Below are 24,315 nucleotides of genomic sequence, written 5' to 3' on the forward strand. Positions count from 1 at the left end.
GTCCGATCTTCCTGCTGTGGATGAGAGCCGACTCAGCCCAGCTTGTATCGGCCCCGGACGATGGTGCCGAGGACCACGAGCGCGGCCAGCAGGGCGCCGACGCCGACCGGGAGCAGGAAGATCGGGTACGCCGAAGGTCCCCCGGCACGGTCTTCCAGGATGAGGCAGGCCGCCGCGGTCACGACGTACCCGAGGGCGAGCATCGTCGAGACGACGCCGGCGGCCTGCGCCCATTTGAGGGTGAACCGGTGTGATCTGCGCCAGCCGATCGCGAAGGTCACGAGGGCCACCGGGATCAGCACGAGCGTGCAGGAGAGCATCAGATTCACGATCCCTTGTGCGTCGCTCCCCTGCAGCATGCGCACATCGTGTCAGTGCCCAGTGTCAGTGCACTGCGTCGTCCACCGGAGCCGGAGTGGAGTCCTTCGCCTTGGCCTCGGCGCGCGGGAGGAGCACCAGCGCGACCACGGCGCCCGCGATCGCGCCGCCGGCGCCGACGGTCATGGAGATCGACATCGCGTCGATGAAGGCGTGCTTGGCGGAGGCGAAGAAGTCCGGGCCGAGCGCGAGGGTGTCCGCGATCGACTTCCGGGCCGCTTCGGGCACCGAGTCCGGCAGCGCCGAGGAGTACGCCGCAGCAAGCACGCTGCCCAGTACGGCGACCGAGAGCGCCGCACCGGTCTGCTGCACGGTGTCGTTCATCGCCGAACCGACGCCGCGATGCTCTGCCGGAACGGCCTGCATCAACAGCGTGTACGCCGCCGGTCCGGCCAGGCCACCGCCGATGCCCATCACCAGCAGGCCGACGATCAACAGCCCGTACCCGCTCGAGTCGGACACCTGTGTCAGGATCCCGAAGCTGCCCGCGATGATCAGCAGCCCGAGGCTGATCAGCGTCCGGTCCGCGACCTTCTTGCCCAGCGCGGCTCCGAGTCCGTTGAACGCAGCCGCCGCAACGGCGTACGGAATCAACGCCAGCCCGGCCTTCAACGGGCTGTACCCGAGGACGAACTGCAGGTACTGCGTCAACGCCAGCAGCAGCCCGCCCGCGGTGAACGACAACAGCACGATCGAGAAGCTCGTACCGCTGAACCGGCGATCCCGGAACAGCGCGAGCGGCACCATCGGATGCTCACTGCGCTTCTCCCACAGCGCGAACGCGGTCAACGCGACCACTCCGACCGCGAGACCGCCGAGGACCCGCGCGGAGCCCCAACCGTCCGCCGGGATCGACACGATCGCCCAGACGATCGACGCCATCCCGACGATCGTCAGCACCGCGCCGACCGGGTCGACGTCACGCGCCGGGCCCTTCGACTCGGGGATCAGCGCCAGCGTCCCGATGATCGCGAGCGCGGCGATCGGGACGTTCAGCAGGAAGATCGAGCCCCACCAGAAGTGGTTCAGCAACACTCCGCCGACGGTCGGGCCGGCGACCACGCCGAGCATTGCGACCATCGACCAGCCGGCCATCGCCTTGCGCTGTTCCTCCGGCGGGAACACGGTGAACAGCAGCGACAGCGTGCTCGGCATCAGCAGCGATCCGCCGACGCCCATCAGGAAGCGGCAGGCGATCAACTGCCACGGATTGTCGGCCAGGGTCGCCAGCAGCGAGGCCGCACCGAAGACCACCAGGCCGAGAAGCAGCATCTTCCGCCGGCCGAACCGGTCGGACAGGCTTCCGGCGGTCAGCAGCAGTCCGGCGAACGCCAGGATGTAGGCGTCGATCACCCACTGGATGTCCGCGGGCGTCGCGCCCAGGTCGCGCATCAGCGACGGGATCGCCAGGTTGAGGACGGTGTTGTCGACGACCAGGACCATCAGGCTCAGGCACAGGATCAGCAGGATCCACCAGCGACGCGGGTGGCCGGTCGCGGCGGAAACCCCAGAAGATTCAGACGACTCGAACGGTGTACTAGTCACTCGCACACTGTACGACAACCTCGTACAGTGTGCGAGTGCTTTGTAGGATGGGCGCATGAGGGAAACGATCTGGACCCGGCAACGGTCGGCTGCACCCGCGCGCGAGACGCTCAGCCGCGAGCAGATCGTGAAGACCGCGATGGAGGTGCTCGACGGCGAGGGGGTCGCCGGGCTGAGCATGCGCAAGCTCGCCGCCCGGCTCGGGGCCGGCGCGACCAGCCTCTACTGGCACGTGCCGACCAAGGACGACCTCGTCGACCTGCTGATCGACCAGGTCTGGGGGGAGATCGACGTACCCGAGCCGGAGCTCGCCGGGTGGCGGAGCGGGGCGCTGCTGTTCGGGCACAGCCTGCGGTCCGCCGTACTGCGGCATCCGTGGCTGCCCGAGGTGATGTACACGCGGCCGAGCATCGGGCCGAATGCGATGGCGCTCGGCGAGCGCGGTCTGGTGCTGTTCGGAGCGGCCGGGTTCACCCCGCGCGAGGTCGACCTGGCGATGGGCAGCGTGATGTCGTACGTGCTCGGCACCGCCAGCGCCGAGGTCGCGACCCGCGAGATGGTCCGGAAGTCCGGCCGCTCCGAGGAGAGCTGGGTGAGCGAACTGCTCGAGCAGGCGCAGTCCGTCGCCACCGACTACCCGCGGATGCAGGAGTCGGTTCGCCGCCGTACGTCGGTGAACCTCGACTCCGAGCTCACCGGGAACTTCGTCTTCGGCCTGGATGCCCTGCTCGACGGTCTGCAGTCCCGCGTCATGAAGTAAGGCCGAACCAGGGTTCCTTGGCGAGTTCCTCGTCCAGCACCTTGCGATCGCCCTCGCCGGCGACGAGCTTCGTCAGCTCACGAGCTTTCTCCAACTCGGCGCGCGCGGCAGCGGTCTGGCCGGTCGCCGCGAGAGCCCGAGCCAGGGCCTCGCGGGCGAACGGCTCGTCCCAGTCGCTCATCTGCTCACGGTGCGTCTCGATGAGCTCGAGGCAGCGCCGCGCGTGCTGCAGTCCGACGTCGATCCGTCCGATCCGGAGCGCGACGCGTGCGATCAGGTGCTCACCGCGGGCGTGATTGGCCTCGTTGCCTGCCTCCAACCAGTGCAGGCAGGCGGCGTAAGCGCCGTACAGCAATCGCTCCTGGTCTCCCAACGGGCTCGTCTCGTCGATCTCTTCGAGCAGGTCCCAGGTCTCGTTGTTGAGCTCGACACCGAAGTACCGGTGCAGCTCGCGGCCTTCCACCAGCTCGGTGGCGACCTTCTCCATCAGCTCGGGCCAACTGGCCAGCCCGTGCTCACGGGCGATCGTCAGCTGCGCGTCCCGCAGTGTGAAGGCCGCCTCGTCGTACGACGGGTGGTGCTCGCGGGCCCGCTCGATCGCATCGGGCCTACCTTTGGCGACTGCCTTGCGGAGTTCCTTGGCCCGGGCACGCAACTGGCTGAGGCTGGCCTTCGCGGGCAGCGGTGTAGTCGACATCAACGGTCCTTCCAGAACAGCCCGCTCCGCTGAATCAGGCCGTCCCGAAGGGTTCACCGGCCGATGTCCATACTGCTTTCGTTCCAGGTGCACTCAGTGCTTGCCGCGGAGAAGAGGCGCCCTGGCGCGCGCTGCCCCAACGCTGACACGCGAGAGGACGCGTCGTCAACCAGGTCGCCGGCTAAGAGCTCGACGGCAGGTGGATCGGGTTGGTCCAGGCGCGGCCGCCGGCGGCGTCCTCGACGGTGATGCGGCAGTGGGTGCCGCGGAAGAGGGTCAGCGGGAGGGCGCACTCGGTGAGGTTGGTGCCTTGGGCAAGTTCTGCGCCGGGGTGGCCGCCGGTCAGGAGGATCTTGGTGGCGGGTGAGCAGCGGACGACGATCGCCTCGCCCTCGAGGTGTACGTCGTACAGCTCGGGGCCGGTGCTGGAGTAGAAATGGCCGGCCTTCAGGGCGGCGAGGAGTGCGTCCGGGTCGAGGGTTTCGGCGCGGACGTGGACCCAGGCTTGGCAGGGCGGCGGGTCCTGGGGTTGTAGGTGGGCGTCGTCGGCGGCGTACGTCGTCAGGCGGTGGCCGCGGTTCAGCAGGACGTCGGCGAGGTGCCAACTGTCGCCGCGGTTCTCGCGGTCGGAGAGTGCGTTGTAGATCTCGACCGAGTGGGCCGCGTCGAGGCTTTCCGCGTCGATCGCGGTCAGCAGCGAGGCCGACGGGTGGGCGATGCCCACGAATGCCCCGGCGGTCCGTGCTCGGCGTGCCAGCTCGGGACCGGTTTCGAAGTCGGAAGGTGGGGCGAAGTCCAGGGGCAGGCCGGCGGCGATGATGTGCCATTGCTGGCCGGCTTCCGTCCGCGGGGCGTGGAGTTCGGCACCGATCAGTGTGGTGAAGCCGTCTGTTCGCAGGTCCCGGGTGTCCGTCACCGGGTACCCGTACTCGGGCCGGAAGTGGTCGGTGATCGCGACGAAGTCGTACCCGGCGCTCCGGTAGACCTGCGCGGTCTCGGCGGGTGACAGGTAACCGTCGGAGAGGTTCGTGTGCGTGTGCAGGTTCCCGCGCCAGAACCGCTCCGGCAGATCGAAGGTCATCGGCGTTGCGCCCGGGCCGACGCGTACAGGCAGATGGCGGCGGCCGTTGCGAGGTTGAGCGACTCGGCTCGGCCGTAGATGGGGACCTTCACGGAGTGATCGACGACGGCGTTGATGCCGTCGGGCAGCCCGTGCGCCTCGTTGCCGAACAGCCACACGGTCGGCTTGGCGAGCGTCCCGTCGTCGATGCACGTGTCGAGGTCGGTAGCGCCGTACCCGTCGGCGGCGAGCACCTGCAGGCCCTGGCCACGCCACGACTCGACGGCCTCGACGATGTCGACGTCCGTGCTGATCGGCACGTGGAAGATGCTGCCGACGCTGGCCCGAACCGCCTTCGGGTTGTGCGGGTCGACGGACTCGGCCGACAGTACGACGGAATCGGCGCCGGCCGCGTCCGCCGTACGGATCAGGGTGCCGACGTTGCCGGGATCACGGACCTGTACGCCGGCCGCGATCAGCGTGCCGGCCGGGGCGAACGGCACGGTCACCAGTGAGCAGACGGCGACGACGCCCTGCGAGGTGACGGTTTCGCTCAACGCCTCGACGGCGGCACGGTTGACCTCGAACCACGGGACGCCGGCCGCCGCGGCCAGGTCATGGAGGTCACGATGACGGGCCGCGACCTCGGGTTCGGCGTACACCTCGACGACGAGCTCGCGGTGCTCGAGTGCCTCCCGGACGGCCTGCGGGCCCTCGACGAGGAACCGGCCGGCCTTACGCCGGAACGCACGAGTGGCGAGCCGCCGAGCCTGCTTGATACGCGCTGATTGCGCGGTCAGCAGACCGGGACTCGCCACTGTGGTGTAAGGGTGTTGCTCAGGCCGCGGCGTCGGTCTTCGGCGCGTTCACGTCCGCCGGCAGGGCGGCCTTGGCCACCTGCACGAGCGCGGAGAACGCCGCCGGGTCGTTGACAGCCAGGTCGGCCAGGATCTTGCGGTCGACCTCGACCTCGGCGAGCCGCAGGCCCTGGATGAAGCGGTTGTAGGTCAGGTCCTCGGCCCGGACCGCGGCGTTGATCCGCTGGATCCACAGCTTGCGGAAGTCGCCCTTGCGCGCCTTGCGGTCACGGTAGGCGTAGACGAGCGAGTGGGTGACCTGCTCCTTGGCCTTGCGGTACAGCCGCGAGCGCTGGCCGCGGTAGCCGCTGGCCTGCTCAAGTACGGTACGACGCTTCTTGTGGGCGTTGACTGCCCGCTTCACGCGTGCCATGAGGTGTTACTCCTTGTATTTCTGCGCCGGAGAGAGGTTGGCCCACTCGGCGGGGATGTTCGGGGGGTGGGTGATGCTCAGATGCCGAGAAGCTTCTTGGCCTTCTTCGCGAACGCGGGTGCAACCTCGACGGTGCCGCTCAGGCGCCGCTTGCGCTTGGACGTCTTCGCCTCGGCGAGGTGGCGGACACCGGTCTGCTCGCGGCGAACCTTGCCCGTCCCGGTGATCCGGACGCGCTTCTTCATCCCCGAGTGGGTCTTCATCTTCGGCATGGCTGTTGTGCTCCTGATTATCTTCGTTGACTCGAACTTCGGTGTGACCTGCTCCGGCCGCTGTGACTGACCTGGCCGCCGGAGCGTTCAGGTCACTCCGGGTCGAGGTTGTCGGCCGGACCCTTCGGCTTCTTCGTGACGCCGGCGGCGCGTTCTGCCTCGTGGGCCTGGGCCAGCTCGGCGCGCTCCGCACGCTCCGCCTGCTCATCGGCCTCCCGCTCGGCCTTACGCTGCGCCTTCTCGGCTTCCACGTCCACGCGCGCTTCGGACTTCTTCTTGTGCGGCCCGAGCACCATGATCATGTTCCGGCCGTCCTGGCGCGGCGAGGACTCGACGAAGCCGAGCTCGGTCACGTCTTCGGCCAGCCGCTGCAGCAACCGGAACCCGAGCTCGGGCCGGGACTGCTCACGTCCGCGGAACATGATGGTGATCTTGACCTTGTCCCCGGCCTTCAGGAACCGGACCACGTGACCCTTCTTGGTCTCGTAGTCGTGCGGGTCGATCTTCGGCCGCAGCTTCATCTCTTTGATGATGGTGTTGGTCTGGTTCCGGCGTGACTCGCGCGCCTTCTGCGCGGTCTCGTACTTGTACTTGCCGAAATCCATCAACTTGCAGACCGGAGGCCGGGCGGTTGCCGCGACCTCGACCAGGTCGAGATCGGCCTCCTGGGCCAGCCGCAGTGCGTCTTCGATCCGGACGATGCCAACCTGCTCACCGTTCGGTCCGACCAGTCGCACTTCGGGAACGCGGATGCGCTCGTTGACGCGCAAATCAGTGGTGATGGGTCCTCCTGGGTTGAACTAGTACTTGTGCCACCTCGTCATCGCCGGGAGCCCCCAGAAAACACGAAAGGCCCTCGTGCGATCACACGAAGGCCCAATTCCCAGATCGACGACGCCCCAACCCCTCCGGGTGGTACGCCGTACGATCGCTGTGATGCTCCGGATATCCTCCAGAATTTCTCAGCGTTGACCGGGACCCGCCGACTGTTCATCGACTGGGTGGGAGGTGGCCCTCCGCTTAGACCAGAACCGCCGGCAGCCCTTGAATATTCCACTCAGGGGTCACCAACAGACCTGGTCGGTCGCCGTGCAAGAGTAACAGCATGACCGACGCAGATGCCACTTCAGAGCCTGGCCCTCTTTCGACCGCTTCCCGCGACATCGCCGAGGTCCCCGCCGTCGAGATCATCTCGACCGCCGCACTCCACCTGATGAGTGCCGCGGCCGTCAACCTCGGCCTGGCCGCCGATCTCCCGGACCACAAGGACCTCGACGAGGCCCGCTCGCTGATCGATTCCCTCGCCGGCCTCCTCGACGCGGCCGCGCCCTCCCTCGGCCACCACCACGCCGCGCCGCTGAAGGACGGTCTCCGCTCACTCCAACTCGCCTTCCGCGAGGCCAGCAGCATCCAGGACGAGGCCGGACAAGGCCCTGGCGAGAAGTACACGGGCGCTGTCTTCCCGACCGCCTCGGGCCGCGGCTAGCCGGGTCTCCGGAACATAACTGTCGCCCAGCGCGAACTATGTTCCGGAAACCGCGGGTCGGCCCAGGCCGGCGAAGAAGTTGAGGATGCCGGCCGGGGCGTCGGGCGCGAAGGAGATCTCGAGGTTCGCCGCGGATTCGGCGGCGGACAGTTCGGCCCGGGGGAAGAGCGCTGATTCGTAGGCGGCAAGTGCTGCCTCGTCGGGCTGCGCGATGAGGGCGGCGGCCAACTCGGCACTGTCCTGCATGGCCAGGTTGGCACCTTCGCCGGCGAACGGCGACATCAGGTGCGCGGCGTCGCCGAGGAGCGTGACTCCCGGAACGCGACTCCAGCGGTGGTCGATCGGCAGAGCGTGGATCGCCCGCGGGGTCAGCTCGCCGTCGGCTTCGTGGACGAGGCGGAGGAAACGGTCGTCCCAGTCCACGAACTCGGCCAGGAGGGTCTCCCTGGTGATCTCACCGGCAGACCACTCCGCGTCCGTGCGTACGGCGGCGTACACGTGCAGGCGGTCGGGTTCGCGGTGCGCGAGGAAGCCGCGGCCGTCACCGAGGGCCATCATCATGCCGCCGCCGATCAACTCGGCGCTGTCCGGGTGCCGCGCCTCGGGGTCGAGCAGATTCAGCTCGGCGAACGAGAGCCCGAGGTACGCCGGCGTCGCATCCGAAACCAGTGGCCGGACCTTGGACCGGGCGCCGTCGGCGCCGACGAGTAGGTCTGGCGTGAAGGTCCTCCCGTCCGACAGGCGTACCTCGCGGGTGTCGGTCACCTCGACGACCTTCGAGCTCCAACGGATCATGCCGTCCGGGAGGCTGTCGAGTAGCAAGTTGCGCAGGTCGCGGCGATGGACCTCCGGCCGGCCGCCGCCCTCGTGGTCGTGCGACAGGCGCAGTTCGCCGTATTGGTCGTAGATCCTCATCGCCTCGCCGCCCGGCATCACCAGGCCCAGGAAGTCGTCGTACAGACCAGCAGCCTTGAGAGCTGCCTGGCCCGACTCCTCGTGGATGTCGAGCATGCCGCCCTGGGTGCGGGCGGTCGGTGAGGCTTCGGCTTCGTAGACAACGGCGTCGATGCCGTTGACGTGCAGGATGCGGGCCAGGGTCAAACCGCCGAGGCCGGCGCCGATGATCGCGATCATGCTCGTTCTCCTTCTGGACGTGGAGTGGCCAGCACTCCGTTGATCAGCACGCGGACGCCCCACGAGGTCCGATCCGGCCCAGCTCCGCTGAGCAGGTCCTCCCCCAGGGCCGCGATCCGCGGATGCGTCTCTGGCTTGACCGCCCGCAGCGCGGCGGCCACCGCGTCCCACGCTTCTGGGTCGTCGCCGCCCGCGTGCTCGGCGGCGGTCGAGGTGGCCAGCTGCAGCAGGAGGTCGAGCCCCCACGAGGCCTGCCGCGGCGGCACGTCGCCCTCGTCGAGCAGGGCGAGCACCGACTCCACCAGCCGCAGGTAGTTCGCCCCCGTCGGCCGTGCGGTCACGGCAGACTGCGCGAGGCTCGGGTACTCGAACAGGACCAGCGTGTACGACGCCAGCACCGCCTCGAGCCGCTCCCGCCAATCGCCGTCCGCGTCGACCGGCGACAGGTCCACCGCGCCGAGCAGCTCGTCGAGCACGGCAGCGTGCAGCTGGGCCGTGTTGCGGAAGTAGACGTACAGCGAGGCCGGCCCGGTGTCGAGCTCCTTGGCCAGTCGCCGCATCGTCACGCGATCGAGCCCCTCGGCCCGCATCACGTCGACCGCGGCCGCCACGATCCCCCGCCGCGTCAGCGGGTCCTTCGCCGGCCGCTCGCGCCTGCTCCTCGGTTCATCCATGATCCGAGCCTAACGAACATGTTCGTTACGAACAAGTTCGCCGAATCCGATGGTGCCGGACGATGCGCCCGAGTACGGTCGGCAACCGTGCCTGCTGACGAGATCCCTGGTGGCGAGATCCCCGCGCCGGTCGCCAAGCTCGACGCCGAGCAGTTGTTGCTGGAGGTGAACGAGCGGTCCGGGGCCGGCCTGACGTTCGTGGGCCGGGCCGCCGAGGGTCAGGTCGGCGCGGGGTTCGTGCGGTGGCCCGACGGGCGGGAAGGCGTCCTCACCCGCGGGTTCGGCTCGCTCGACGACCTCCGGCGTACGGCGCGAGTCCTCGACGCGGCGCGATCGGACGGCCTGCCGGTGCCGCAGTACCAACTGCTGACCGAAGTGACCGACGGGGTCGGCGTCGTCCAGGAGCGCCTGCCGGGGCGGCCGCCCGAGCTGATCGACCGCGCGCTGCTCGAAGCGATGATCGCGCTGACCGACCGCTTCACCGGACTGGCCGCCGACCTCCCGGTCCCGTCCATGTACCTGCTCGAGAGCGGCCCGGGCTTCTGCCTGCACGAGTCCCTCCAGCGGTACGACGCTCGCACCCGACGGCTGCTCGACTGGCTCCGCGAGGTCGGCCGCGACGAGCCGAGCGGGATGACCGGCGACGACCTGGTCCACCTCGACTTCCACACCGGCAACGTGCTGGTCGACGACCACGGCCAACTCACCGGCATCGTCGACTGGGACGGCATCGGCCGCGGCGACCGCCGCTTCGGCCTCGTCACGCTACGGTTCGACGCGGAGTCCCGGCTGCCCGCCGCGAACCTCGACTGGTTCGACAACCTCCTCGACACCACGCTCGCCCCCGCCGTACTCCGCCTGTACTGGGCCCACATGAGCCTCCGCCTCGTCGACTGGTCCATCCGCCACCACACCCCCACCGACACCACCCACTGGCTCGACTTCGCCGAGACCCGGATGCACTGATCGCAACCCGTTTCGGTGTAGACCGAAACCGTTCCAGAGCGGCCCATGGCGGGCTGGATCGCTCCTACCTTCGATGGTGAGGCCGCTGATCGGCGGCCACTACTCGGAGGGGATGACATATGCGCAAGATCGCGATGACTGCCGCCGGAATTGCTGCTGCTGTGATCGGTACGGGCGTGGCGCTCGCGCCGACCGCGAATGCGGCGACCACCGGCACGGCAACGGCCTGCCCGTCAGGCGCCGTCTGCCTGCGGGAGCCGAACGGCAGCATCCTGAGCAAGAACATCTGGTACAGCTACGGCGCGCACAACCTGTCGAACGTGACCGGCTCCAAGGTCGCGATCAACAGCCAGACCGGGGGTGCGGGCTTCCAGATCTGCACGGGCTACAACGGCACCGGTTGCGGCCCGATCTACCGCGAGACCGGCGAGTACCTCCCGCACGACTTCACGCCGATCAACTCGATCGTGCTCGTGCGCTAGTCGACCGACAGACCCGAGCGGCCCGGCGAAGACGCCGGGCCGCTCGGTGCTGCTCAGGCGAAGGCTTTGAGTTCGTAGATGCGGGCTGCCGGGTCGGTGCCCTGGGTGGGCGTGGTGATGTTGAGCCGCAGGTAGCGGGCCGTCACCCCGGACAAAGTGTGAGTGGTGACCGCCGCGGTGTTGGCGGTGACCGTGGCCCGGGTCGTCCAGGTGGAGCCGTTGCTGGAGGTCTGCAGCGTATAGGCGCGGGTGTTGTACGCCGCGGACTCGCCGCCGGCCGACGCATGCGAGATCTCCACCGAACCGACCGAGACGGCCGAACCCAGATCCACCTGGAGGAACTTCGAGGAAGCGAGCGAGCAGAACTTGTCGGAGTTCCCGCCCGCCACGCTGCCGTTCACAGCCTTGGCCGGCGTCTCGCTGCTGTTGCACGACGCGGATCCGCTGGCGGCCTTGTTCAGCGCTAGGTTGACCGGCCCCGTGCTGCCGGCCATCGCCGAGGTCATCTCACGAGCCCACTGCCACGGCGCCGCCGTACCGCCCGGGTCGGAGTTGAAGTACTCCCAGCCGTCCACGCCGCCGAAGGCCGGGTACTTCGCGACCAGCGAGCCCAGTGTGCTCTTCAAAGTTGCCAGCGGCACGTATCCGGAGCAGTTGGCCGAGTTCGTGACCACGCCGGCGACGACCTTGGACGCCGCGAAGACGCCGCGGTTGATGATGGCGTCGTACCCGGTGGTATTGGCCATCGAGCCCCACCCGCAGTAGAACTGCGCGTTGTAGAAGTCGATCTTCGAGCCCTTGTCCCGTTCGAGCGTCTCGTAGTTGAACCCGGACAGGTTGCCGCCGCCGCTCAGCGCGGGCGCGACCGGCGCCAGCGTGATGATGAAGCCGGTGCCGAAGTCCGTGGTCAACTGGTCGACCAGCCGGTTGATCCCGGCCTGCGACATGTTCTCCTCGACGTCCAGGTCGAGACCGTCGAGCCCGTACGTCGTGACGAGGTTCTTCAGCCGCGGATAGTACGTGTCGAACTGGGTGTCGAGCCGCTGGAACGATCCCTGGGCGGCACCACCCACGAAGGCAGACACCTTGACCCCGGCGGCCTGCATCGCGTGCAGGTCCGCCCACATCTGGGTGAACTTCGCCGACTCCGGCGGATCGTCGTTCAGGTGTACGGCGTTCTCGTCGAGGTGGATCGCGCCGACCAGCACGTTCGTCACGCCGGTGTTGTTGTCGGTGAGCGCCTTCGGCGACACGTAGACGCCGTTCACGTACTGCGTCTGGTAGTACACGACGACGCGCTTGCTGTCGGCCGTCGTACTCGCGTGGGCCGGGGTGGCCCCCAGAGCCGCGGCCAGTACAGCGGCCACGGCGATTGCCTTACGCAACATTGCAACACACTCCTTCGAACCAAGTACTGCATGGGCGGTTACAGCTGGATCGAAGCAACGGTTCAGCCCTTGACGGCGCCCTCCTCGACACCCTTGAAGAAGAACCGCTGCAGCGTCGCGAACACGATCACGATCGGGATGAACGCGATCATCGTGCCGGCGGCGATCAGGCGGGGGTTGTTGCTGAAGGTCCCGGACAGGTACTGCAGGCCGACGGTCAGCGTGTACTTGTTCGGGTCGGTGAGCACGATCAGCGGCCAGAGGAAGTCGTCCCACGCGCCGATGAACGCGAAGATCGCGATCACGCTGATCGTCCCGCGGACCGACGGCAGACCGACGTACACGAATCGTTGCCACGCGTTCGCGCCGTCGACGATCGCGGCCTGGTCGACCTCGAGCGGAAGGGCGCGGAACGCGTTGTACATCAGCAGGACGTTGAGCGCGCCGATCATGCCGGGCAGTGCGACGCCGAACAGCGTGTTCGCCAGTCCGAACTCCCGAACCGTCACGTACTGCGAGATGATCGTGACCTCGCCCGGCAGCACCAGCGTCGCCAGGAACAGCCCGAGCACGATCTTGCGGCCCCGGAACTGCAGCCGCGAGATCGCGAACCCGGCCAGTGACGCGCCGATCACGTTGCCGCCGACAACCAGTACGGCGACCACCAGCGAGTTCCGCGCGTAGTCCCAGACCGGGATGGTGTCGGTGACCTCCTTGTAGTGGTCGAACGTCGGCTGGGCCGGCAGCAGCCGCGGGATCCGGGTGTAGATGTCTTCCCCGGATCCCTTCAGCGAGGTCGACAACTGCCACAGGAACGGCCCGATCGTGATCAGCAGCACGAACGCCAGCAACACGTAACGCACGACCTTCTCGCGCGGCGACACCGTGTTGAAGCCGAAAGAACCACGCCGGCGAGCAGGTGGCTTGCCAGGCGCCTCGACGACGGCCGGCCGGGCTGGATCGGTGACAACACTCATGCTTCGGCTCCTCGACGGTTCAGGCGAGCCAGGACGAGCATCGGTACGACGGTGACGAAGAACAGCACGATCGACAACGCCGACGCGTACCCGAGGTTGCCCTCGAAACCCTGGCTGTACTGCTGGATCAGCATCACGACCGAGTTGTCGCGCCCACCCGGACCGCCCTTGCCGCCGCTCAGGATGAACAGCTCGGAGAACACCCGCAGCGCCGACACCGAGATCAGGATCGAGATCAGGATCATCGTCCCGCGGACGCCGGGGATCGTGATGTGCACGAACCGCCGGAACGGCCCGGCGCCGTCGACCGCGGCCGCCTCGTGCAGCTCACGCCCGACGTTCCCGAGGGCGGCCAGGTAGATGATCATGTAGTACCCGAGGCCCTTCCAGATCGTCAGACTGATTGCACTCAGCAACAACAGCCACTGGTCGGACAGGAACGGCAACGGCCCGGAGATGAACCCGAGCTTCTCGGCCATCCCGTTGACCAGACCGCGGTCGTCGAGGATCCATTGCCAGATCAGCGCCACCACGACCGCGGACGCCACCACGGGCGTGTAGAACGCAGTACGGAAGAACGTGATCCCGGGCAGCTTCTTCTCGACCAGTACGGCGAGCAGCAGCGGCAGGACCGTGAGGAACGGCAGGCAGACCACCATGTAGATGACGCTGTTGAGCAGGGCCCACCGCAACTGCTCGTCGTGCAGCAGGGCCTCGAAGTTCTTCAGCCCGACGAAGTGGCCGCCGCCGATCGGCCTGGCGTTCGTGAACGACAGGATGACGGTGTTGATCGACGGCCACAGGTTGAAGACGAGCAACCACGCGAGTGCTGGGATCACCAGCACCCACGGGGTGAACCACCGGTGATAACGCATTACTGGGTAAGGAGCTGGTTGGCCTTCGCCACCGCCGCGTCGAGGGCTGCCTGCGACGTGATCTTGCCGGAGATCGCCAGCGAGATCTGCTGCCCGATGAAGTCGTTGGTCGCGCCGCTGATCACCGGCGGCTGCAGGTTCTTCGCCTTGGCCAGCGACTGGAACGCGAGCACCTTGGCGTCGCTTTCCGGCGTACCGTCGGACTTCGAGAAGTACGGGTCCTGGGCCGAGGCCTTGGTGGACGGGAAGATGTTCACGATCTTCGCGAACGCGGCCTGGTTCTCGGCGTTGGTGACGAACCGCGCGAGCGCGATCGCCGCGGCCTGGTTCTTGGTCTTCGCCGATACCGACAGACCCTGCACGTACAGCGGCGGGGTGTCGAGCGCGGGCGACGGGACGACCTTGCCCTTCAGCGAGGGGTTGTCCTTCTGGAAGTCCTGGATCGCGTTGCCGCCGCCGGTGGTCCACGCGACCTTGCCCTGGGTGAAGAGCTTGGAGTTGCCCAGGTACTCGTTGGTCAGGATGTCGCGCGGCATGTAGCCGGCCTTGTACGCGTCGCGGTACTTGTCCAGCAGCGCGGCGGCCTCAGGGGTGTTGAAGGTGAACGTCTTGCCGTCGTCGGACAGGATCTTGACGCCGGCGTTGGTGAAGTCGCCGATGCCCGGCAGGCGGCTCATCAGGTATTCCTTGCCGCCGGTCTTGTCGTGCATCGTCTTCGCGGCCGCGAGCAGCTCGTCGAAGGTCTTCGGCGGGTTCTTCACGTCCAGCCCGGCCGCGGCGAACTTCGTCGCGTTCCAGTAGTCGATATCGGTGTTCAGGTACCACGGGTAGCCGAAGGTGCCGCTCATCCCCTGGTACTCGTAGGCCTGCACGCCGCCCTCGACGTACTCGTCCTTGATCTTCGGGTCGGCGGCCGCGACGTCGAGCAGCATGTTCTGCTTGGCCAGGCTGAGCGCGAAGTCCGGCGGCAGGTTGGTGACGTCGGGCAGCTGGCCGGCCGACGCCTGGCTCAGCACCTTCTTGTCGTAGCCGTCGCCGGGCTGGTCGAGCCAGGTCACGTGCGTGCCCGGGTACTTCGCTTCGAAGGCCTTGATCACGCCTTCGACGTACGACGTGAACTTCGGCTTGAGCGCCCACGTCTGGAAGCTGACCTCACCGGTCACCTGGGCGTTCGCGTCGACGGTCGGCTTGGCGCCACCGCTGCCGGAGTCCTCGGATCCGAGGCCGCAACCTGCCAGAGTGAGAGCGGAGGCGGCAAGGGCGGCCACCAGCGCCAGACGGCGTCTACGCATGGAATCTCCTGGGTTTGATAAACCGGTATAGCTCCTGCACTATCGAGGATCGTAGAATCCGCTGTCAAGGGTGAGGGAGGAACCAGTGGCCAGACCGACGATCGCGGATATTGCGACCCAGGCGGGGGTGTCCAAGGGTGCGGTGTCGTTCGCGCTGAACGGGCGGCCCGGTGTCAGCGACGCGACCCGCGAGCGGATTCTGAAGATCGCCGAGCAGATGAGCTGGCGGCCGCACAGCGCGGCGCGGGCGCTCGGGGCATCGCGGGTGGACTCGGTCGGCATGGTGATCGCGCGGCCGGCCCGGACGCTGGGGGTCGAGCCGTTCTTCGCGCATCTGCTGTCCGGCGTACAGTCCGGCCTGTCCGCGGAGTCGATCTCGCTGCAGCTGCTGATCGTCGAGGACACCGCGGCCGAGATCGAGGTGTACCGGCGCTGGGCCTCGGAGCACCGCGTCGACGGCGTCATCCTGGTCGACCTGACGGTCAAGGACCCGCGGGTCGACGAGCTGAAGGCGCTGGAGCTGCCCGCCGTCGTGATCGGCGGCCGAGGCGGGAAGGGCGCGCTCGCGTCGGTCTGGGCGGACGACCGCGACGCGATGCTCTCGATCGTGGAGTACCTGGCCGCGCTCGGACATCGCCGGATCGCCCACGTCGCCGGTACGCCGATCTTCCAGCACACACAGCGCCGCATCCGGGCTCTCCGCGACGCGGCCCCGCGTCTGGGGCTGGTGGACGCCCCGTCGTTGACCACGGACTTCAGCGACGCGGAGGGCGCCGCGATCACGCGCAAGCTACTGTCCCAGTCGGAGCGGCCGACCGCGATCGTCTACGACAGCGACGTGATGGCGGTCGCCGGGCTCGGCGTCGCGATGGAGATGGGCGTGTCGGTCCCCGGCGACCTGTCGATCGTCGCGTTCGACGACTCGATCCTCACCCAGCTCATGCACCCGGCGCTGACGGCCCTGTCCCGGGACACCTTCGAGTTCGGCCGACAGGCCGCGGAGGTGCTCCTCGAGACCATCGCCGACCCCGGTGCCGTCATCAACCGCCGCACCGCCGACCCGGTCCTCACAGTCCGCGAGTCCACCGCTCCCCCCACCTAACCCACCCCGCCCCGCCCACACCCCGCCCCGCCCACACCCCGCCCCGCCCACGCCCCGCCGCCCCGCGCAGGCGCCCCACCTGCCCCCGGCCCCGCCCGCCCACGCGCCCCACCTGCCCCCCGCTCCGCCCGCCCACGCGCCCCACCTGCCCCCCGCTCCGCCCGCCCACGCGCCCCACCTGCCCCCCGCTCCGCCCGCCCACGCGCGGCCTGGCCCACCCCCGCCCCACGCGCCGACTCACACGAGGGGATATCCGCTCTTGTTGCCCGTTCTCGCCTCTTCATACGACGGGAGAACGGGCAACTCGACGGGATAACCCCCGTACGTGCGGGATAACCTCCGTACGTGCGGGGTGGGACCAGCTCGGCGAGCCGGTCCCGGCGCTGGGGCGCGCGCAGTTGCTCTCGTGGCCTAAACCGATTTAGCATCCTCGGCATGCCTTCGGTTCCCCGGTTCGGTGCCAACTACGTCCCCTCCAGCGGCTGGTTCTACAGCTGGCTGGACTACGACGGCGCCGCAGTACGCCGGGACTTCGCCGACCTGGCCGCGATCGGGCTGGACCACGTACGCGTCTTCCCGGTCTGGCCGTGGATCCAGCCGAACCGGGCGATCATCCGCCGGCGCGCGATCGCCGACCTGCTCGACACGATCGACGCCGCCGCGGAGCACGGGCTGAGCGTCGCGGTCGACCTGATCCAGGGGCACCTGTCCAGCTTCGACTTCCTCCCGTCGTGGGTGCTGACCTGGCACAAGAGCAGCCTGTTCGAGGATCCGACGGTCCGCGACGGCCTCACGGCGTACGTCGGCGCCGTGGCGCGCGCGGTCGCGACGAAGCCGAACGTCTTCGCGATCACGCTCGGGAACGAGGTCAACAACCTCTGGCCGGACAGCTCGACCACTCCGGCCGCATCGACCGCCTGGGCGCAGGATCTGCTGACCACGCTCAAGAAGGCGGCGCCGGAGGTGCTCGCTCTGCACTCCGTGTTCGACGACGCCTGGTACAAGGCCGACCACCCGTTCCACCCCGTTGATGCCGTGGAGCTGGGTGACCTGAGCACTGTCCACTCGTGGGTTTTCAACGGGGTCTCACGAGTGGACGGTCCCCTCGGGCCGGCCACGCTCACCCACGCCGACTACCTGGTCGAGCTGGCTCACGCCACGGCGCTCGACCCGGCGCGGCCCGTCTGGCTGCAGGAGATCGGCGTACCCGGGCCTGATATCCCCACGGACCTGCAGGCCGAGTTCACCCGCCGTACCGTCGAGACCGTGCTGCCGAACCCGGCTCTGTACGGCGTGACGTGGTGGTCGTCGCACGATATCGACCGGAGCCTGCTCGACTTCCCGGACCGCGAGTACGACCTGGGCCTGTTCACCGTCGACCACGAACGCAAGCCCGCCGCACAGGCGCTTGCGGACCTGATCGCCGACGTGCGGGCGAACGGCGTACCGTCCGGGCCGACCGCGACCACCCTGACCGCTCCCGTCAACCTCCGCACCGAGCCTGCGCGGCGGCCGGAAGTTGCCCCCGGCAGCGAATTCCACCTGCGCTGGGTCGAGGCCCGCGCGGCCGGCCCGGTGAGGATCGTCCTGCCTAGCTAGTGAGCACCTGCCGCAGTTCCTGGTTGACGTTGGCTCCGGGAGTCGGGTCGTAGTTGCCCAGGTGTACGGCGGTCCAGCCGCGGCTCGGGTACCACTCGGCGCTTGTGCTCACGCCCGGCGCGCCGCCGAGGTGTCCGGTGATCAGCGCGCCGTTGATGATGGCGCTGTCCGCGCCGTACCCGACGAAGTTGATGACCTCCGGCAGTCCGGGTTTCGCAGGCAGCGTCGGCATCGCGAACTTCGGGGTGACGAACACATCGCGCCAGGCCGGGCTCAGCAGCGTGCCGTCGTTCAGGGCCTTCACGAAGCGCACCAGGTCGGGCGCGGTCGCGAATGCGTTGCCGGCCGGGCTGCCGATGACGCCGAACATGTTCCCGTCGAGTGCGTCGTACCGCTTGCCTGATTCGTCGGTGGGATACGGATGCGCGAAGCGGCGGTCGGTCCGCCACTGGGACAGCAGGGTGAAGTCGGCCGAGGTCATGCCGGCCGGGCGGAAGACGTGCTTGCGGATGTAGTCGTAGTACGACTCTCCGGAGATCTTCTCGACGATGCTGCCGAGGACGTGGAAGCCGGAGTTGCTGTACTTGCTCGCGGTGCCCGGCGCGAAGGCGAGCGACTCGGTGCGGATGAAGCGCAGGGTGCCGTCCATCATCTGGCGGGGCGTCGTCCAGGTGGACGATTCCTCGAAGTACCCCGCGAGCTGCATGTAGTCGCCCAGACCTGACGTATGGGTGAGGAGGTTGTGGATCGTGACCTTGTCCGCGACCTCGGCCTGGAATCCGCTGAGGTATTTCCCGATCGTGTCGACCAGACTCAGCGAGCCACGCTGGGCGAGCTGGGCGATGGCGGTCGCGGTGAACATCTTCGTCACCGAAGCCAGGCAGTACCTCGTGTCCGCCCGGTTGCGGACGCCGTTCTTCTTGTCTGCAAAGCCGATCGAGCGCGACAGCACGGTGCGACCGTCGCGGATCACCAGCACCGTGCCGGAGAAGCGGTCCTCGGCCGCGAGTTGGTCGAGGTACTTGTCGAGCTCGCCGCGGGGAGTCCCCGTGTCAGCCGCAGCGGGAAGAGCCCAGCTGCCTCCTCCTACTACCGCCGGCGCGACGGCCAGGCCGGTCCGCCCCAGGAACGAACGCCTGCTGTGGATTGCCAAGGGAGTTCTCCTCACGTGATCGATGACCACTGAGATCCAACTCGCCTGGCTGTTTCCCCGGCGTTACCGCTTGGCGATGAGTACGTCGATCCCGTCGAGGATGCGCGCCAACCCGAAGTCGAGGTCGTCGTCCAGGCCGTCCTCGTACTCCTGGTTGAGGTACACCGACGTGAGCGTCGGGTAGCCGCCTTCGATCAGCCGCGGCACCAGGAACCGCCCGACCTGCTCCGCCTGCACCGGTGCGTCAGCGCTTGAGCCGAGCTGCCGAGCCAGGGACGCGTAGTTCCGCACATATCCGCTGAGCAGCAGCAGACAGCCGAGGTTGTCGTGCTGGCTGAGCCCGGTCTCGGACAGCGCCGTGAGCATCGCCTCCACCCAGCGCAACTGGTTCGGCGTCACCGGGGCGCCGCGGATCGGCACGTCGAGCAGCCACGGTCGCTCGGCGTACAGCTTGACCTGGGCGTTCACCCAGGCGATCGCTGCGGGGCGCCAGCCGGACGGCAGCTCGGGGGGCAGGCCGACCGCCTTGTCGTTCACCAGCACGATCAGCTCTTCTTTGGACCGGACGTAGCGGTACATCGCATTCGTGGTGACGCCGAGGTGCGCCGCGATCCGCTGCAGCGAGATCGCCTCGAACCCGTCCCGGTCGCCGAACTCGATGCCGGTCGCCACGATCTGCTCGATCGACAGCGCCGGTTTCGGCCCGCGCCGCTGCACCGGCAGCACACCCCAGGACAGGGCGAGCCCCGGCGGCAGCTCCCCGCGGTCCTCGGTCATGTCTCCCATCCTGACGTACGACGGCAGCCGAGCGAGCCGATCGCAGCGAAGAGGGGTGCTAGCACCACCTCGGAACGGGTCCTGAGCACCGGGCGGTCGAAACTGTTCAACCCATACGCTTTTTCACATCGACCTCCTGAAAGGAACGCACCATGTACACGCTGCTCGAACCCCTCCTGACGCCCGACCAGATCAAGCTGACCGACGCCGACCGCCGCGCCGCGGTCGCCAAGCTCGACAGCGCCGTACGGCAGGCCATCCTCACTCCGTCGCAGGCAAGCGACCGGCAGCTGCAGTTGCTGACGGCGCAGACCCGCGGCGAGCTCCGCAGGATCATGACGGGCGTTGCTGACGCGGCGCCGCCCCGTGGGCTGACCACTGCGCTGCGGGCATTCACCGGCGTGTGGCTGGTGACCTGTGTGGTGCAGTTCGTGATCTGGGTGGCGCTGGCGATGTTCGGCCACTTCGACGGACCGTGGTGGCTTTGGTCGGATCTCGGCCTCGGCGCGGTCGTCGCGATCCTCTGGTGGACGAACGAGTCCTACCACCGCAAGTCCGACGTACTGGTCGCGCCGTGACTGTCCAGCTGACCGACGTACGCAAGGTGTACGGCACCGGGCCAGGCGCTGTCGAGGCGCTGGCCGGTGTCACCTACGGCTTCGAGGCCGGGACGTTCACCGCGGTGATGGGCCCGTCCGGCTCCGGCAAGAGCACGCTGTTGCATTGTGCGGCTGGGCTCGACGTACCGACCTCTGGTGATGTCTCGCTGGTCGGGAGGTCGTTGCGCGGTCTGGATGAGACTGCGCTGACGGAGCTGCGGCGCGAGTCGGTTGCGTTCGTCTTCCAGTCGTTCAATCTGATGCCGGCGCTCACCGTGCGGCAGAACGTCGTACTGCCGCTGACGCTGGCCGGGAAGTCGCCGGACGACGCGTGGGTGACCGAGGTCATCCGGCGGGTCGGGCTCGATGCGCGGATGAAGCATCGGCCGAGTGAGTTGTCCGGCGGTCAGCAGCAGCGAGTCGCGATTGCGCGGGCGCTGGCCGGACGTACTGCGGTCACGTTCGCGGATGAGCCGACCGGGGCGCTCGACACGACCACTGCGCTCGAGGTGCTGACGTTGCTTCGCGATCAGTCCCGCGAACTCGGTCAGACGACCGTGATGGTCACCCACGATCCGGTCGCGGCGTCGTACGCCGATCGCGTGGTCTTCCTCGTCGACGGCCGGATCGTCACCGAAACCGCCAACCCCACCGCCGAGACCGTCGCCGCGGAACTCGCCCAGCTGAGCCTCTCACCCAGGGAGAACTGACATGTTCCGCCTCGCCGCCACCACCCTGCGCTACCGCACCGCCGCGTTCCTCGCGATCTTCGTCGCAGTCCTCCTGGGTGGCGCCCTCCTAGCCGCCGCCGGCGGCCTCCTAGAAACCGCCCTTCGCCTCAACGCCCCACCCCAACGCCTCGCGGCCGCGCCGATCATCGTGGCCGGCGACCCGGCGTACCACCCACCCAACGGCAGCGGCTCCGCCCCCTTCCCCGAACGCCACCGAGTAGACGCCGCGCTGGTCGCCAAGCTCGCCGGTACGCCGGGAGTCGCAAAGGCAATCGCCGACCGGTCGTTCCCAGCCAGCGTGACGACGGCTGCTGGTGCGCAGGATCCCGAAGGCGGCCATACCAAACCGTTTGGTATGGAGCTGGCGGGTCACGGTTGGTCGTCGGCGGCGTTGACGCCCTATGAGCTGACCGCCGGAAGTGCTCCGCGTGCCGGGCAGGTTGTGCTGGACCGGCGGTTGGTTGGGGCGGCTGTGGTTGGGGATCGCTTGAGTGTGGTTGCTGGTGGTGAGCCGCGGGGGTTTTTGCTGGCGGGGATTGCTTTGGCCCAGCGGCAGGTTGATGTGCCGGGGGTGTTCTTCGCGGACGCGGACGTGCCTACTGGGGTGGATGCGATCGGCGTGTTTCCGGCGGACGGTACGTCGGCGCGGGACTTGGCCAAGCGGCTTGAATTGCCGCAAGGGGTGAAGGCGTACACGGGGGACGACCGCGGTGTCGCGGAGTTTCAAGGGATTGCTACGAGTCTGCCTTTGATCATCATGTCCGGCGTCTTCGGTGGGATGGTGGCTGTGGTGATGGCGCTCGTGGTGTCGGCGACGATCGGGTTGTCGGTGCGGCAGCGTCGTCGTGAGCTGGCGTTGCTGCGGGCGAGCGGTGCCACACCGCGGCAGGTCGGCAAGATGGTGATCGCCGAGACCATGGTGGTCGGCGTACTCGGGCTCATCCTCGGTCTCCTCTGTGGTCGCCTCGCCGGCAACTGGATCTTCGGCCTGCTCGCCGACGGCGGGATCGTGCCTCCTCAGCTCAGGTACGACCAGGGCCCGCTCCCCTTCGCCGGCGCAGCCGTCCTCACGTTCGCAGTACTGCGCATCACCGTCGGATTCGCCGCCGGCCGCGCGGCCCGGATCCGCCCGATCCAGGCCCTCGCGGAGGCCGCCGTACCGAACGTCGCCCTCAGCCGCATCCGCGTGATCATCGGCCTGATCTTCGCCGGCGCCACGGTGGCGATCGCGCTGTCCACCCCATTCATGGGTCCGACCAACGCTGCCGCGATCGGCGGGCCGGCAGGCCTGACCGGTTCGATCGCAGTCGCAATCCTGGCCCCGCTCGTGATCCAGCGAGCCCTCGTCCCTCGCATCACCCGATTCGTCGAGAAGCGGGGTACGAGCGGAGTCCTCGCCGTCATCAACCTCCGCGTCCGGGCAGTGCAGTTCGGCGGGATCCTGATCCCGATCACGATCGCCACAGCGATTGCCGTAGGCAACATCTACTCCCAGACCACCCAGCAGAAGGCGGCGGTCGAAGCATTCACCAGCAACCTGGCCGGCGACGTCGTCATCACCGGCGGCATCCCCGCCTCCCTCACCAAGGCCGCCGGCAAACTCCCCGGCGTCGCCGCATCGTCCGAACTCGTCCGCAGCAAAGGCTGGATCGAGGAGCCGTACGACGCCTCCCACACCAGCGACGCCTGGCCCCTCCTCGGCCTGAGCGGCCCGATCTACAAGGACAAAGTCACCAAGGGCTCTCTCAACGACCTGACCGGCAACACCATCGCCTTGCCTCCAGGTACGGCGAAGAAGCTCAAGGTCGACGTCGGCTCCGAGATCGGACTGCGCCTGGGCGACGACGCACTGGTCAAGGTCAAGGTGGTCGCCCTCGCCGAGGGCCCGTCCGGCTACCAATCCCTCCTGCTCCCGGCGCAACTCCTGGCCGCCCACACCACAACCGGCCTGCCGAGCCAACTGGTCCTGAAGACCACCGACAAGCTCCACCTCGACCTGTCGAAATGGCCCGGTACGACGATCGGCGGCCGCGAACTGCTCGCCGAAGGACTGGACACAGGTCTCGGCGTCGACGCTTGGATCGGATACCTACTAGCCGCGATCGCAGTCGCCTATACCGCAATTGCGTCGGTCAACACGATCGCAGTCGCCGTACTCGACCGACGCCGCGAGTTCGGCCTTCAGCGCCTGACCGGATCGACCCGCCGCGAGGTCTCGCGCATGCTCGGCCTCGAGGGTCTGCTCATCGCAGCGCTCGGGCTGGTCAGCGGGCTGATCACGGCGGCGTTCACCGTCCTGCCGATCGCGATGGCAACCCGAGGCTGGCCGATCCCGTCCGGTCCGGCGTGGGTCCTGGTCGCGTGGATCGCGGTCGTCCTCCTGCTGGTACTCCCGACCACAGCGATCACCGGTCGCATCGCAATGCGCGCCAAGCCGATGGACGCGCTCAGCTCACCCGTCGGCTGATCCGCTTTCCGGAGAGAATCCGGCGCTCCGCGGCTGTTTCCTTCCGGAAAGGCTCAGCGGCCCGGCTCGATCCATCCGTAGCCGCCGTCTTCCAGGCGGATGACCTGGAGGCCGGCGGCCAATCGGCGTACGTCGTCGGTCTCGATCACGCCCGCGGCCGGGCCGGCGATGTCCAGCACGATCGCCGCCGCGCCTTCCTGGATCGCCGCGGTCGCGACCAGTTGCGCCTGGGCCGGCATCGGTCGCGCGTCCGGGCTCCACCGGGCCAGGCTCTCGGTGCCGGTGAACGCGAGCAGCGCGTTCCGCCCGTCCTGTCCCTGGAGCAGCGCGACGGCCATGTCCGAGGTCTTGTCGTGCGACAGCCCGTTCTCGTCGTACTCGACCTCGCCGAGCATCGCCACCACTGGCACCAGCAGCCGCGCCCTGGTCAACGCAGCCAGCACCGCGCCGTCGTCACCCTGCGCAAGCGCGGTCGCGAGCGCGGGATCCGCCGTACCGTCGTCGTTGTCGAACCCGGTGAAGGCCAGCCGCCGCTCTGGTTGCATGCCTGCATTCTCGCCGGACCCGGACCGCCACCACTCACCAACCCCACCCGCACCGGGCCCGCCACGCTCACCGGGCCGGGCTGCGGGCCCTGGGCGGGAGGTTGATGAGCGGTGGGGGTGCGGATC

Annotated in this window: 26 protein-coding genes; 9 read left to right on the forward strand and 17 right to left on the reverse strand. The window is 68.3% G+C overall.

From position 1 onward, the window contains the following. Window positions 1–32 precede the first annotated feature (32 nt). Together EV645_RS02700 and EV645_RS02705 are read right to left on the reverse strand one after the other, a co-directional pair. Window positions 33–359, reverse strand: coding sequence for a hypothetical protein (locus EV645_RS02700; protein WP_130439395.1), 327 nt, complete (start codon window positions 357–359; stop codon window positions 33–35). A gap of 25 nt (window positions 360–384) precedes the next feature. After that, a complete protein-coding gene (locus EV645_RS02705) occupies window positions 385–1,923 on the reverse strand; it encodes an MFS transporter (RefSeq protein WP_242000170.1) in 1,539 nt (512 codons plus the stop codon). Between the two features lie 55 nt (window positions 1,924–1,978). Here EV645_RS02705 and EV645_RS02710 point away from each other — a divergent pair, with 55 nt between their 5' ends. Further along, window positions 1,979–2,683, forward strand: a complete 705-nt coding sequence (locus EV645_RS02710) for a TetR/AcrR family transcriptional regulator C-terminal domain-containing protein (RefSeq protein WP_130439399.1) — start codon at window positions 1,979–1,981, stop codon at window positions 2,681–2,683. Here the strand turns inward: EV645_RS02710 and EV645_RS02715 are convergent. The 6 genes from EV645_RS02715 to infC all read right to left on the reverse strand — a co-directional run bounded on the left by EV645_RS02715 (window position 2,673) and on the right by infC (window position 6,724). Further along, window positions 2,673–3,380: a hypothetical protein gene (locus tag EV645_RS02715; protein WP_130439401.1), complete on the reverse strand. Its 708-nt coding sequence runs from the start codon at window positions 3,378–3,380 to the stop codon at window positions 2,673–2,675. The genes EV645_RS02710 and EV645_RS02715 overlap by 11 nt on opposite strands. 181 nt (window positions 3,381–3,561) lie before the next feature. Then, on the reverse strand, window positions 3,562–4,461 hold the full coding sequence (locus tag EV645_RS02720; RefSeq protein WP_130439403.1) for a CehA/McbA family metallohydrolase: 900 nt from the start codon (window positions 4,459–4,461) through the stop codon (window positions 3,562–3,564). Then, window positions 4,458–5,258 carry a TrmH family RNA methyltransferase gene (locus EV645_RS02725; protein WP_130439405.1) on the reverse strand — a complete coding sequence of 267 codons (801 nt, stop codon included), beginning with the start codon at window positions 5,256–5,258 and terminating at the stop codon, window positions 4,458–4,460. Before EV645_RS02725 ends, EV645_RS02720 begins: the two co-directional genes overlap by 4 nt. A 19-nt stretch (window positions 5,259–5,277) precedes the next feature. Beyond that, complete coding sequence (gene rplT, locus EV645_RS02730; protein ID WP_130439407.1) at window positions 5,278–5,670, reverse strand: 50S ribosomal protein L20; 393 nt, start codon at window positions 5,668–5,670, stop codon at window positions 5,278–5,280. Window positions 5,671–5,747: 77 nt separating this feature from the next. Beyond that, a complete protein-coding gene (rpmI, locus tag EV645_RS02735) occupies window positions 5,748–5,942 on the reverse strand; it encodes a 50S ribosomal protein L35 (RefSeq protein ID WP_130439409.1) in 195 nt (64 codons plus the stop codon). 92 nt (window positions 5,943–6,034) lie between these two features. After that, complete coding sequence (infC, locus tag EV645_RS02740) at window positions 6,035–6,724, reverse strand: translation initiation factor IF-3 (RefSeq protein ID WP_130439411.1); 690 nt, start codon at window positions 6,722–6,724, stop codon at window positions 6,035–6,037. A 323-nt stretch (window positions 6,725–7,047) separates the two neighbouring features. Between infC and EV645_RS02745 the strand changes: the two genes are divergently transcribed. Continuing rightward, the gene (locus EV645_RS02745; protein WP_130439413.1) at window positions 7,048–7,428 is read left to right on the forward strand and encodes a DUF1844 domain-containing protein; all 381 of its coding nucleotides are present in this window, start codon (window positions 7,048–7,050) and stop codon (window positions 7,426–7,428) included. Between the two features lie 36 nt (window positions 7,429–7,464). Here the strand turns inward: EV645_RS02745 and EV645_RS02750 are convergent, their stop codons facing one another. Beyond that, window positions 7,465–8,562: an FAD-dependent oxidoreductase gene (locus tag EV645_RS02750; RefSeq protein WP_130439415.1), complete on the reverse strand. Its 1,098-nt coding sequence runs from the start codon at window positions 8,560–8,562 to the stop codon at window positions 7,465–7,467. Next, the gene (locus EV645_RS02755) at window positions 8,559–9,236 is read right to left on the reverse strand and encodes a TetR/AcrR family transcriptional regulator (protein ID WP_130439417.1); all 678 of its coding nucleotides are present in this window, start codon (window positions 9,234–9,236) and stop codon (window positions 8,559–8,561) included. The genes EV645_RS02750 and EV645_RS02755 overlap by 4 nt, the downstream gene beginning before the upstream one ends. A gap of 87 nt (window positions 9,237–9,323) precedes the next feature. Between EV645_RS02755 and EV645_RS02760 the strand changes: the two genes are divergently transcribed. Further along, window positions 9,324–10,202 (forward strand): phosphotransferase enzyme family protein, encoded by an 879-nt coding sequence (locus EV645_RS02760; RefSeq protein ID WP_242000172.1) that lies wholly within the window; start codon window positions 9,324–9,326, stop codon window positions 10,200–10,202. Window positions 10,203–10,321: 119 nt separating this feature from the next. Further along, the gene (locus EV645_RS02765) at window positions 10,322–10,684 is read left to right on the forward strand and encodes a hypothetical protein (protein WP_130439419.1); all 363 of its coding nucleotides are present in this window, start codon (window positions 10,322–10,324) and stop codon (window positions 10,682–10,684) included. A gap of 53 nt (window positions 10,685–10,737) precedes the next feature. On the opposite strand, the gene EV645_RS02770 is transcribed toward EV645_RS02765, so the two are convergent. The 4 genes from EV645_RS02770 to EV645_RS02785 form a co-directional block, all read right to left on the reverse strand. Continuing rightward, window positions 10,738–12,072, reverse strand: a complete 1,335-nt coding sequence (locus tag EV645_RS02770; protein WP_130439421.1) for a discoidin domain-containing protein — start codon at window positions 12,070–12,072, stop codon at window positions 10,738–10,740. A gap of 62 nt (window positions 12,073–12,134) precedes the next feature. After that, on the reverse strand, window positions 12,135–13,049 hold the full coding sequence (locus EV645_RS02775) for a carbohydrate ABC transporter permease (RefSeq protein WP_130439423.1): 915 nt from the start codon (window positions 13,047–13,049) through the stop codon (window positions 12,135–12,137). After that, the gene (locus EV645_RS02780; RefSeq protein WP_130439425.1) at window positions 13,046–13,924 is read right to left on the reverse strand and encodes a carbohydrate ABC transporter permease; all 879 of its coding nucleotides are present in this window, start codon (window positions 13,922–13,924) and stop codon (window positions 13,046–13,048) included. Before EV645_RS02780 ends, EV645_RS02775 begins: the two co-directional genes overlap by 4 nt. Next, window positions 13,924–15,216 (reverse strand): ABC transporter substrate-binding protein, encoded by a 1,293-nt coding sequence (locus EV645_RS02785; protein ID WP_130439427.1) that lies wholly within the window; start codon window positions 15,214–15,216, stop codon window positions 13,924–13,926. Before EV645_RS02785 ends, EV645_RS02780 begins: the two co-directional genes overlap by 1 nt. Before the next feature lie 85 nt (window positions 15,217–15,301). Here EV645_RS02785 and EV645_RS02790 point away from each other — a divergent pair, with 85 nt between their 5' ends. Together EV645_RS02790 and EV645_RS02795 are read left to right on the forward strand one after the other, a co-directional pair. Beyond that, entirely contained in the window at window positions 15,302–16,318 is a 1,017-nt protein-coding gene (locus EV645_RS02790; RefSeq protein ID WP_130439429.1) for a LacI family DNA-binding transcriptional regulator, read from the forward strand. A 435-nt stretch (window positions 16,319–16,753) separates the two neighbouring features. Beyond that, the gene (locus EV645_RS02795; protein WP_130439431.1) at window positions 16,754–17,917 is read left to right on the forward strand and encodes a glycoside hydrolase 5 family protein; all 1,164 of its coding nucleotides are present in this window, start codon (window positions 16,754–16,756) and stop codon (window positions 17,915–17,917) included. On the opposite strand, the gene EV645_RS02800 is transcribed toward EV645_RS02795, so the two are convergent. Continuing rightward, entirely contained in the window at window positions 17,910–19,070 is a 1,161-nt protein-coding gene (locus tag EV645_RS02800; RefSeq protein WP_157996994.1) for a serine hydrolase domain-containing protein, read from the reverse strand. The genes EV645_RS02795 and EV645_RS02800 overlap by 8 nt on opposite strands. Window positions 19,071–19,133: 63 nt before the next feature. Continuing rightward, entirely contained in the window at window positions 19,134–19,847 is a 714-nt protein-coding gene (locus EV645_RS02805) for a TetR/AcrR family transcriptional regulator (protein WP_130439435.1), read from the reverse strand. A 152-nt stretch (window positions 19,848–19,999) separates the two neighbouring features. On the opposite strand from EV645_RS02805, the gene EV645_RS02810 reads away from it, so the two are divergent. Genes EV645_RS02810 through EV645_RS02820 form a run of 3 tightly spaced genes read left to right on the forward strand, consistent with a single transcriptional unit; the run spans window position 20,000 to window position 23,644 of the window. Next, entirely contained in the window at window positions 20,000–20,425 is a 426-nt protein-coding gene (locus tag EV645_RS02810; protein WP_130439437.1) for a DUF1707 domain-containing protein, read from the forward strand. Continuing rightward, window positions 20,422–21,156, forward strand: coding sequence for an ABC transporter ATP-binding protein (locus EV645_RS02815; RefSeq protein WP_130439439.1), 735 nt, complete (start codon window positions 20,422–20,424; stop codon window positions 21,154–21,156). The genes EV645_RS02810 and EV645_RS02815 overlap by 4 nt, the downstream gene beginning before the upstream one ends. A 1-nt stretch (window position 21,157) precedes the next feature. Further along, on the forward strand, window positions 21,158–23,644 hold the full coding sequence (locus EV645_RS02820) for an ABC transporter permease (protein WP_130439441.1): 2,487 nt from the start codon (window positions 21,158–21,160) through the stop codon (window positions 23,642–23,644). Between the two features lie 53 nt (window positions 23,645–23,697). Here the strand turns inward: EV645_RS02820 and EV645_RS02825 are convergent, their stop codons facing one another. Further along, entirely contained in the window at window positions 23,698–24,189 is a 492-nt protein-coding gene (locus EV645_RS02825; RefSeq protein WP_130439443.1) for an SseB family protein, read from the reverse strand. Window positions 24,190–24,315 lie beyond the last annotated feature (126 nt).

Source organism: Kribbella rubisoli, from assembly GCF_004217145.1.
GTDB classification, from domain to species: Bacteria; Actinomycetota; Actinomycetes; order Propionibacteriales; family Kribbellaceae; genus Kribbella; species Kribbella rubisoli.